At 59.9% G+C, this 9,753-nt stretch carries 8 protein-coding genes; 7 read left to right on the top strand and 1 reads right to left on the bottom strand.

Features of this window, described 5'->3' with window-relative positions; genetic code table 11:
* Positions 1–122 precede the first annotated feature (122 nt).
* Positions 123–1,139 carry a glucokinase gene (gene glk, locus VL547_RS10675; RefSeq protein ID WP_325577653.1) on the top strand — a complete coding sequence of 339 codons (1,017 nt, stop codon included), beginning with the start codon at positions 123–125 and terminating at the stop codon, positions 1,137–1,139.
* Between the two features lie 40 nt (positions 1,140–1,179).
* Here the strand turns inward: glk and VL547_RS10670 are convergent, their stop codons facing one another.
* Positions 1,180–2,046, bottom strand: a complete 867-nt coding sequence (locus VL547_RS10670) for an aldose 1-epimerase family protein (protein ID WP_325577652.1) — start codon at positions 2,044–2,046, stop codon at positions 1,180–1,182.
* A 61-nt stretch (positions 2,047–2,107) separates the two neighbouring features.
* Between VL547_RS10670 and VL547_RS10665 the strand changes: the two genes are divergently transcribed.
* The 6 genes from VL547_RS10665 (at position 2,108) to ricT (ending at position 9,735) form a co-directional block, all read left to right on the top strand.
* The gene (locus tag VL547_RS10665; protein WP_325577651.1) at positions 2,108–3,439 is read left to right on the top strand and encodes a TolC family protein; all 1,332 of its coding nucleotides are present in this window, start codon (positions 2,108–2,110) and stop codon (positions 3,437–3,439) included.
* Complete coding sequence (locus tag VL547_RS10660) at positions 3,436–4,704, top strand: efflux RND transporter periplasmic adaptor subunit (protein ID WP_325577650.1); 1,269 nt, start codon at positions 3,436–3,438, stop codon at positions 4,702–4,704. The genes VL547_RS10665 and VL547_RS10660 overlap by 4 nt, the downstream gene beginning before the upstream one ends.
* A 1-nt stretch (position 4,705) precedes the next feature.
* Positions 4,706–5,455 carry an ABC transporter ATP-binding protein gene (locus tag VL547_RS10655; protein ID WP_325577649.1) on the top strand — a complete coding sequence of 250 codons (750 nt, stop codon included), beginning with the start codon at positions 4,706–4,708 and terminating at the stop codon, positions 5,453–5,455.
* Between the two features lie 42 nt (positions 5,456–5,497).
* Complete coding sequence (locus tag VL547_RS10650; protein ID WP_325577648.1) at positions 5,498–6,718, top strand: ABC transporter permease; 1,221 nt, start codon at positions 5,498–5,500, stop codon at positions 6,716–6,718.
* A gap of 15 nt (positions 6,719–6,733) precedes the next feature.
* On the top strand, positions 6,734–7,966 hold the full coding sequence (locus VL547_RS10645; RefSeq protein ID WP_325577647.1) for a hypothetical protein: 1,233 nt from the start codon (positions 6,734–6,736) through the stop codon (positions 7,964–7,966).
* A gap of 149 nt (positions 7,967–8,115) precedes the next feature.
* On the top strand, positions 8,116–9,735 hold the full coding sequence (ricT, locus tag VL547_RS10640; RefSeq protein WP_325577646.1) for a regulatory iron-sulfur-containing complex subunit RicT: 1,620 nt from the start codon (positions 8,116–8,118) through the stop codon (positions 9,733–9,735).
* Positions 9,736–9,753: the final 18 nt, after the last annotated feature.

Here is a 9,753-nt window from a genome sequence, read left to right as displayed (position 1 = left end):
TTTTTTCCTGTTTTGCTGTGAATCACAGCAAAACATGAAAAAAGAGGCACCTCACCCCTCCATACGGCCGGCAGGCCGAAAGTCGGCACGTGGGCAGTCGTTTTCGCGTAACTTAGCGCGGTATGCGCATCCCTATCGCTTTCAAAGACACCACATCGAAAGGCAGCCCGTTGGTCCTGGGGGCTGACCTGGGCGGCACCAAATGCAACATGGCATTGTTCAGGCACGACCCCCAAGGCCCCAAGTGCATCAGGGAGGACAGTTTCCCTTCAGCGAAGTTTTCATCCATGGCGGACATCGTCCGGAAGTTCGTGGGGAGCGAGCGCATACCCGACAGGATCTGTATCGGCGTGGCGGGCCCGGTGATGGATGGAAAGACGAAGCTCACCAACCTTACCTGGGAAGTCGACCAGCAGCAGCTCGTCAGCGAGCTGGGGGTGCAAAGCGCGGCGCTGATCAACGACCTCGAGGCGACGGCGTATGGGCTGGCGTCATTGACCGATAAGGACATCCTGAGCTTTCCCGGGAACAACCCCCCTCCGGGGAACATCGCACTGATCGCGCCGGGGACCGGTCTGGGAGAAGCGGGCTTATACTGGGACGGGGGGAATTATCATCCATTTGCCACGGAAGGCGGTCACGCGGGTTTCGGCCCGCGGGAAGCGATCGACCTGGAGCTTTTCAAATACCTGCACGCGCAGTTCGAGCACATCAGCTGGGAACGCGTCGTCTCCGGACAGGGGATCATCAACATCTTCAAATTCCTGGTGGAGTCGCAGGGGAGGCCCTGTCCCGCCGAGCTGATGCAGGCGGCCAGCGAAGACGGCGCCGCCGCGGTCAGTAAAGCGGCCTTTGACAAGAACGATCCCACCGCTAAGGAAGCCCTCGACATGTTTGTCCGTTACCTGGCGATCGAGTCGGCCAACCTCGTCCTGAAGTTGAAGGGGACCGGGGGGTTGTACATCGGGGGAGGGATACCCGTGGCCGTGCTGCCGCTCCTGAAATCGGGGGATTGGCTGAATGTATTTCACAAGGGCGGGCGAATGCGGCCGCTGCTCGAAAGCGTGGATGTGCATATCGTACTGCAGGCAAAGACGGCGCTGTTTGGGGCGGGGTGGTACGGGATGTATAACATGTAATTATTTCCGGGTGCTTCCGGCGCCGCCGAAGGCGGCGCCTTTAGAACAACTCCACCGTCCACGCACGCGACCACGTCTGTCCGGGCGCGAGCGACACGACACCTCGTTTTTGCGCCAGCTGCTGATGGCTGTCGACCTCGTCGGCGTGCCCCTGCCAGGGTTCTATACACACGAACGGCGCATTCGCGGCGGCCCATATCCCCAGGTCCGGCCAGTCCTTTATACGGAACGTCAAACCGTGGGGCGTTTTCGCGCTGCCCAGGGTAACGCTGTCCGACCGCAATCCGTTCAATACGATGGCGTCTTCCGCAAACAATTCATGGTTCAGGTGGACGACGGATTCATCCCGCAGGAACGGGGTGGCCTCGGCGCTCAGCAACCCGTCCACCAGCACGCGGCGGGTCGCCGTCTCCGCCTGGCTGAAGGTGAGCGTGTAGTCTTCATAGCCCGTGCCTTCGACCAGCGGTACCGAAAAGGCAGGGTGCCCCCCGATCGAGAAGTACATCGGGCTTTTACCGGTATTCTGCACGTCGTAGCGGACCTCGAGGCTGGCGCCGGTTAGCGTGTAGTGAACGCGGAGCAAAAAAGGAAAGGGGTACGCCGCCAGGGTGGACTCGTCTTCGGTCAGCGCAAAGACGGCCTTGTCGGGCGTGATGTCGGCGATCAGGAAGGTTTTATCACGGGCAAAACCATGACGGGGTAGCGTATAGGATTTGCCCTCGTACAAATAGGCGTTCCCTTTCAACGTCCCTACGATGGGGAAGAGGATGGGCGAGTGTTTTCCCCAGTAGAGCGGGTCCCCCTTCCATAGGTAGTTCAGGCCGTTATCCTTTCGGCACAGCATTTGCATCTCTGCTCCCTTGGGGTCGATAGCCACCGCCAGGAGCTCGTTGTGCAGTTCGATCATACGCTGAAGTTAAGGCGCTGGCGCTTGCTAACCACAAAATCAGTTCGTATTTTATCAATCTATGATACCTCGCCGTTTCCCGGCATTCCTGTTGGGGTTGACCCTTTTTTCAACCAGATCCGCGTCTGCCCAGGATTCCGTAAAGTGGGACCTGAAGACCTGTCTTGCCTATGCCAGGGACAATAATATAACCATCGGCTCCGCCCGGTTAAACGTGGAAACGGGGAAGCAAGAGCTCCTCCTTTCCAAGGCCGCAAAGCTGCCCAGCCTTTCGGCAGTGACCAGCCAGACCTACACGCATTCAAAGAACGCCAACCCGGTCGTGGGCGGTTTCCAGACGCAATCCAGCTTCGCCAGCGACTATTCGGTGAGCTCGGGTATGACGCTCTACCAGGGGGGCTACCTGAACGACGTGATCCGTCAAAACCAGCTCATCATCCGCTCCGACAACCTGGCCGTGCTGGAGGACATAGCCAACATCGATGTCCAGATCACCGCGGCTTTCCTGAACATCCTGCTGGCCAAAGAGACCATTGTGTACGAACAGGACCTGGTGACGACTTCCGAGGCGCAGGTCAAACAAGCCCAACAGGAATACGACGCCGGCAGTATCGCCAGGGTGAACCTCGCCCAGCTGCAGGCGCAGCTGGCTACGGATCAATATACGCTCGTCACCGGTCAGACGGCCGTCCGCCAGGCGATACTCAACCTGAAGGTGCTGTTGCAGCTTCCCTATGGCACGCCCTTCGACGTCGCCACGCCCCGGGATACCCTGATGGCGACCACGCTGGTGCCGTCGCTGGACAGCGCGCAACGGATCGCCTATCAGACGAGACCTGAAATCCAGATCGCTCAGCTGGGTATACAATCCGCCCAGCTGGACCTGTCCAAGGCACGGTCGGGTTACTACCCTACCCTGCGGGCCAGCGCGGATATTTCCACCGGGTATTCCAACAATAACACCGACGCGTACTTCCGTCAGCTGGACGACAACTTTTTCCAGCAGGTGGGTGTGACCTTGTCCATCCCGATCTTCAGCAACCGGATCAACCGGACCAACGTCGAGAACGCCAGGATCGAAATCCGCCAGCAGGAGCTCAACATGAAGGCGGCCGCCGTGGGCCTGTCACAAACCGTCGAGCAATACTACATAAACGTCGTTAACGCACAGGGACAGTACAACGCTTCCATCGACCAGCTGAAATACGCTTCGGAAAGCTATCGCATAGCCAACGAGGAGCTCAAGGCCGGGGCCGCCAACATCGTCCAGTTCCTGCAGCAGAAGAATACCTATGTCCAGGCGCTCCAGGCGTATACGCAGGCGAAGTATAACGCGGTGCTGGATGTGAAGATCTATGAATTTTATACATCGGTACCAATAGAACTCAAATGAAAAAGAAATACATCTGGTGGATCGTAGTCCTGGTGGCGGTAGCCGCCGGGGCGGTATGGTTCTTCGGCTACTTTAAGCGGGAAAAGCCGCCCCAGCTGGATACTGCCAGGCCCTCCAGCGGTACCATTTCGAAGAGCGTAACCGCCACCGGCTCCCTTCAACCGGTGGATACCGTGGCGGTGGGCACCCAGGAGTCGGGGACCATTGCCAAGGTATACGCGGACTTCAACAGCGTCGTTCGCAAGGGGCAGCTCCTGGCGGAGCTGGACAAATCGCTCCTGAACGCCACCGTTTCGCAGTATGAGGGATCGCTGGCCGCGGCCCAGAGCCAGGTCGTCTTTGAAAAGGCGAACTTCGATCGCCAGCAAATCCTATACAACACGGGCGCCATCAGCAAGGCGGACTATGAAACCGCGGAATACCAATATCAGGCGGCCGTGGGATCGGTCAGCAGTATTTCTTCGCAGCTTCGCGGCGCGCGCCAGAACCTGGCCTATGCCAGCATCTATTCCCCCATCGACGGCACGGTGCTGTCGCGCAACATCAGCGCGGGTCAGACGGTGGCCGCGAGCTTCAACACGCCCACGCTCTTCATCATCGCCAGGGACCTAACCAAGATGCAGGTGCAGGCGGCGGTGGACGAAGCCGACATCGGGAACGTGGCGAATGGGCAAAACGTGACGTTCACGGTCGACGCGTTCCCCAATAACGTGTTTGAAGGCACCGTCCAGGACGTGCGTCTCAATCCGACGACGTCCGCTAACGTGGTCACGTATTCGACCATCATCGCGGCGCCCAACCAGGACAAGAAACTGAAGCCCGGGATGACCGCCAACATCTCCATATTCACCCAGGTGGATTCGAATGTAATGCTCATCCCGGCCAAGGCGTTGAAATTTACGCCGGACCCATCCCTGTCGAAGTTCTTTACGGTGGTAGCGGACCCGGAGGCCGCACACATCAGCGGCAGCGCGCATATGGATACCATCGGCCTTTCCGGCCAGGTCGTCAAAAAAGGGTCGGGCAAGGGTAAACGCGCTGCGATCTGGATAGCCAGCGGCGATTCGCTGGTACAAAAGGTCATCCACGTCGGGCTCAACGACGACTCGCGCGTGGAAGTGATGAGCGGCTTGTCCGGTGACGAGAACGTCGTGACCGGCGTCGAGGCGGCCGGCACGCCCGCGGCTGCCTCCGGCACGCCCACCAGTCCGTTCATGCCGCGCCGCGGGGGCGGGAGTACGCCGAAGAAGCCGCAAAGCAAGTGACATGGCAAAGAAAATTCTAGAGGTCCAGAACCTGAAACGCGAATTCCGCATGGGCACCGAAGTTGTCCGCGCCCTGAAGGGCGTCACCTTCGACGTGACCGCGGGCGAATTCATCACCATCATGGGGAGCAGCGGTTCGGGGAAAACGACGATGCTGAACATACTGGGCTGCCTGGACAAACCGACCGACGGCAAATACCTGCTGGACGGGGTGGACATCGGGAGCCTGGGGCGGAACGAGCTGGCGAGGTTGAGGAACGAGAAGATCGGTTTTGTTTTCCAGGCGTATAACCTGCTGCCGCGTACCTCGGCCCTGGAGAACGTCGAGCTGCCGTTATTGTACAACGCCTCGGTTTCCTCCCACGATCGCCGGGAGCGCGCCGTCCGCGCGCTGGAGGCCGTCAAGCTCGCCGATCGGCTGGACCATACGCCCAGCCAGCTTTCCGGCGGCCAGCAACAACGCGTGGCCATCGCCAGGGCGCTGGTCAACGAGCCGGTGATGATCCTCGCCGACGAGGCGACGGGCAACCTGGATTCCCGCACTTCCTACGAGATCATGGCGCTGCTCCAGGAGCTCAACCAAACACAGCAAAAGACCATCGTGTTCGTTACCCACGAACCCGATATCGCGTCTTTTAGCAGCCGGACGGTGATGCTGCGGGACGGGAAGCTGATGAAGGATACGATGAACGAGAATAAACGCTCCGCAAAGGAAGTGCTGGCCGGGCTGCCGGTGAGCGACGACTATTGAGGTGGCGGCGCGCAAACAGGCCCGTGGGCCGCAACAAAGCATATGAACGCATTCAACCTCATACGAATCGCCTGGCGCGCCCTGCAGCGCAACAAGCTCCGCGCCTTCCTCACCATGCTGGGGATCATCATCGGCGTGGCGGCGGTGATCACCATGGTGGCTATCGGCCAGGGCTCCAAAAAGAGTATCCAGGATTCCATTGCCTCGATGGGGTCCAACATGCTTACGGTTCGGCCCAACAGCAACGTGGCGGCGGGCGCGCGGCTCGACGCCACGACGGTGCAATCCCTGACGCTGGCGGACGTGACCGCCCTGCAGAAGCAGGCCCGCTACCTCAGCGCCGTTTCCCCGGGCATCTCCACCAAAGGGCAGGCGATCAACGGCTCCAGCAACTGGCCGACGACCATACAGGGCGTGAGCCCGGAGTATCTCGACATCCGCGAATGGCCCATTAAGGATGGGATTGCATTTTCGGACGACGACGTAAGCACCGCGGGTAAGGTTTGCCTGATCGGGCAGACCGTTGCGACCAACCTTTTTCCCGGAGGGGAAAGCCCGGTCGGAAAAATCATCCGGTTCAACGCCGTGCCCTTCAAGGTCATCGGGCTCCTGGCCACCAAGGGTGAAAACGCCTTTGGGCAGGACCAGGACGACGTCATCATCGCACCCTACACCACGGTCATGAAGCGCATCCTCTCCACCATCTATCTCCAGAACATCTATGCCTCCGCCGTAGACGAAAATTCCGCGGACAAGGCCGTGGATGAGATGAGCCAGATCCTGCGGGCCTCCCACCGGCTCCGGTCCACGGACCAGGACGACTTCCTGGTGCGGTCCCAGGCAGAGCTGCTGAACACCTTCAGCTCGACGAGCCAGCTGCTGACCGTCCTGTTGACGGCGATCGCGGGCATCTCCCTGGTCATCGGCGGTATCGGGATCATGAACATCATGTACGTTTCGGTGACCGAGCGTACCAAAGAGATCGGTTTGCGGATGTCCATCGGCGCCCGGGGTATCGACATCCTGCTCCAGTTCCTGCTGGAAGCGCTGCTGATCAGCATCACCGGCGGCCTGATCGGCGTGGCGCTGGGCGTCACCGCGGCCAGGCTTGTGACGGTTTTCCTGTCGTGGCCGACGCTGGTGTCGGAGTCGTCGATCCTTTTGTCGTTCCTGGTGTGCGCGCTGACCGGCATCTTCTTTGGCTACTACCCGGCCCAAAAGGCCTCCCGGCTGGACCCCATCGAGGCGCTCCGCTACGAATAATGTATATTGCGGGCCATGCAATTCAAAGACGTCATAGGCCAATCCGACCTCAAGGCGCATATCCGCGGCATGGTGAGCGGGGGACGTCTCAGCCACGCGTTGCTGATGCTGGGGCCCGAAGGCTCGGGGGTGTTGCCGCTGGCGCTGGCGCTGGCGCAATACCTGACCTGTGAGCGGCTACCCCGGAAGGGCGCGCCAAAAGCGGCGCCGGCGGGGCCATCGTTGTTCGGCGACCCGGAACCGGCGCCGGCAACCGGAACGACCGCCGGGGGAGTCTACCCGGATGACGCCTGCGGCGTCTGTCCCTCCTGCCAAAAGGCCGCCGCATTGATCCATCCCGATATACACTTCTCCTACCCGGTCATCCCCCGGAAACCGGGCGATAAACCCGTCAGCACCGACTATATCGTAGAGTGGCGGGAGTTCGTCCGCCAGTATCCCTATGGGAATGCCTACGACTGGCTGCAGTCCATCGGGGCGGAAAACAAACAGGGGAATATCACCGCCCAGGAGTGCGGCGAGATCATCCGGAAGCTCAACCTGAAGAGTTTTGAAAGCCCGGTAAAAGTGCTGGTGTTGTGGATGCCGGAGTACCTGGGCAACGAGGGGAACAAGCTGTTGAAGATCGTAGAGGAGCCCCCCGAAAATACCCTTTTTATCCTGGTGGCGGAAAACGACGGCCAGATCCTGCCGACCATCCTGTCGCGGACGCAGTTGATCAAGGCCCCACCGTTAAAGGACGGGGAAGTGGCGGAGGGGCTTACGCAAAGAGCCGGCCTCGAGGCCGATAAGGCCCGAATGGTGGCCAGTATCAGCGAAGGCAATTACCGGGAGGCCCTGCAGCAGCTCCAGCACGCCGACGACGATTGGCAGTCCCTGTTGCGGGAGTGGCTCAACGCCATCCTCAAAACCGGGCCGGTGGCGCAGGTGAAATGGGTGGAAGGCGTCAGCAAATTGGGACGGGAGCGCCAGAAACAATTTTTGAGGTATTTTAACCACCTCCTGGAGACGGCCATCCGGTTGAGCTGTATGGAAGGTCAGGAGGGACAAGTCCCCGAGACCGAACGGGATTTCGCATTGAGGCTAAACAAAATAGCCGGCAGGGAGCAACAGGAAGCCATCCTCCGGGTCCTGGACGAAGCCAGCTATTACATCGAGCGGAATGCCAATGCCAAGATGCTCTTTCACGCGCTCACCCTCAAATTGTACCATATCATTGCTAACAAATCGCTAATTTTGGTTAATTAGGCCCTGACTAGTAGCGGATTGGAAAGGGGCGGGCCCATCACTTTAATATAAATCAATATATGGGATGTGGAAGTTGTGGTACTGTTGTGAATGGTAAACCGGCAGGATGTAAGAGTAACGGGGGATGTAGCTCAGGTGGATGTAACAGGATGAACGTACACGATTGGTTAGCCAATCTGCCGTTCAGCGACCCCGGAAGCGTTTGTTCAGTTGTCGAGATTTCTTTTAATAACGGAAGCCGTAAGGATTATTACCGGAATTCGACCTTGCATCACTTCGAGAAAGGCGACATGGTGGCCGTCGAAGGCGTGAGCGGGTTCGACGTGGGATCGGTCAACCTTACCGGGGAATTGGTGCGTTTGCAGCTGAAGAAGCGGAATATCGACGAGCGCAATCCGGACATCAAGAAGATACTGCGCCGCGCCGGCGACCAGGACGTTACCAAATGGCAGGAGAACAAACGACGCGAACCGGCGGCCATGATCCGGTCCCGGGCGATCGCGCGCCAATTGAACCTGCAGATGAAGGTTTGTGAAGTCGAGTTCCAGGCGGACGGTAAAAAGGCCACCTTTTTCTATACGGCTGACGACCGGGTCGATTTCCGGGAGCTGATCAAAGTATACGCTTCCGAATTCCGCGTCAAGGTGGAAATGCGCCAGATCGGCATCCGCCAGGAAGCCGCGAAGGTCGGGGGCATCGGTAGCTGCGGCCGGGAATTGTGCTGTTCCACCTGGCTGACCGATTTCAAAAGCGTCAACACCACGGCGGCCCGCTACCAGAACCTGAGCATCAACCAAACGAAGCTGAGCGGTCAGTGTGGCCGTTTAAAGTGTTGTCTCAATTACGAGCTCGATACCTACCTGGACGCCCTCCAGTCTTTCCCGGACAACGCGGAAACGCTTCATCTCGCGAAAGGAGCGGCTTCGCTCGCCAAAAAGGATATCTTCCGCAACCTGATGTGGTATACGCTGCCGGAAAGCAATAAACAATACCCCCTCACCGTCGACAGGGTCAAGGAGATCCTGCGGCTCAACCGCCAGGGCATCCAGCCCGAGGAACTGCAGATTGCCGAGGTATCGGTCTCCAAATCCAAGGAGGCCGAACCAGAGCACGTCGAGCTGGTCGGCCAGATCAGCCTCCGCAGCCTCGAGCGCAACAGCAAAAAACGCAAGCAAAAGGAACGTGAAAACCGCCGCGACCGCGACGGCAAACGGACCGAGGGCCGCGGCGACGCCAAGGTCGAAGCCCGCCAGGGCGGTGGCGATGGCGGCCGTAGGGACGGCAACAGACCCGGTGGCAACCGCCCGGAGGGCAGTCGACCTGAAGGCAAGCGCAGCGAAGGAGGTCGTGGAGATGGCAACCGGAACGAAGGTGGTCGTGGCGACGGTAACCGTGGCGACGCTAACCGCGACCAGCAACGCCGCGATCGCCGCCCCGACCAGGGTCGCAAACCCGAAGGCGTGGCCAACCCTGAGGGCGCCAAGCCGGATGGTGCAAAAAAAGAAGGCAACCGCAACGACGGTGGTCGTGGCGATGGTAGCCGGGGCGACCAGCAGCGCCGTGATCGCCGCCCCGACCAGGGCCGCAAACCCGAAGGCGGTCAGCCCCGCGGCGAACGTCCGCAAGGGGGCGGGCCGCGCGAAGGTGGGCAACCCCGGGAAGGTGGCGGACCACGCGGCAACCAGCCGCCGGGCGGCAATACCGGTGGGCAATCCCAGGGCGGTGGTAACGCCGGCGGCCAACCGCCAGCCGGTGGCAACCAGGCATAAAAAGCCTATATTTAGGCG

Source organism: Dinghuibacter sp., from assembly GCF_035492835.1.
Taxonomy (GTDB): Bacteria; Bacteroidota; Bacteroidia; order Chitinophagales; family Chitinophagaceae; genus Dinghuibacter.
Note: the sequence above shows the minus strand (reverse complement) of the source record. Positions and strands in the feature narration are given on the sequence as shown.